This is a genomic window from Vibrio sp. 1562 (genome assembly GCF_033340155.1).
In the GTDB taxonomy this organism is placed as follows: domain Bacteria; phylum Pseudomonadota; class Gammaproteobacteria; order Enterobacterales; family Vibrionaceae; genus Vibrio; species Vibrio alginolyticus.
Genome location: NZ_JAWOVY010000809.1, coordinates 1 through 510, shown reverse-complemented (window position 1 = coordinate 510; position 510 = coordinate 1). Strand labels below are relative to the sequence as shown.

General features: G+C 47.6%; 2 protein-coding genes. One reads left to right on the top strand and one right to left on the bottom strand.

Translation table 11 applies throughout. The annotated features are described in order from the left end of the window. The coding region (locus R7Z49_RS27795; RefSeq protein ID WP_318112879.1) for a DUF2959 family protein at positions 1 to 328 on the top strand (328 nt) is incomplete at its 5' end. A gap of 31 nt (positions 329 to 359) precedes the next feature. Here R7Z49_RS27795 and R7Z49_RS27790 read toward each other — a convergent pair. Beyond that, positions 360 to 510: AAA family ATPase (locus R7Z49_RS27790; protein WP_411913045.1), on the bottom strand; the 151-nt coding region annotated here is incomplete at its 5' end.

Here is a 510-nt window from a genome sequence, read left to right as displayed (position 1 = left end):
TGCCCTGTTTGAAGAATGGCAAGGCGAGTTGGACTTGTACACCAGTGCGAAACTGCGCCGCTCAAGCGAACAAAAACTGCGTGAAACCAAAGCCTCTTACAAAACCATGCTCAGCGCAATGAAGCGCGCAGAGAAAAAGATGACGCCAGTGCTGAACACACTGCGTGACAACACGCTGTACCTAAAACACAACCTCAACGCGAGTGCGATTGGTTCTTTGCAAGGCGAGTTCTCTAGCTTAGAGAAAGACATTCAATTTGCCATCAAACAAATGAACGAAGCGATCGCTGAATCGGATAAGTTCCTGCAAAAGCTTAATCAAAAGTAAATCATTCAGGCCTCCTCCTCGCGAGGAGGTTTTAGTCTGCTACCTCGCCGACTAAGCCTATTACTCTTCGAACAAAGCCCACGCGCTCTTCGACACTGCCCCATGGCACTTCCACCACTTGATATCCGAGCTCAACATAAGTATTGATTAGGGTTTGATGGATTTTCAGCGCTTCTTCAAAG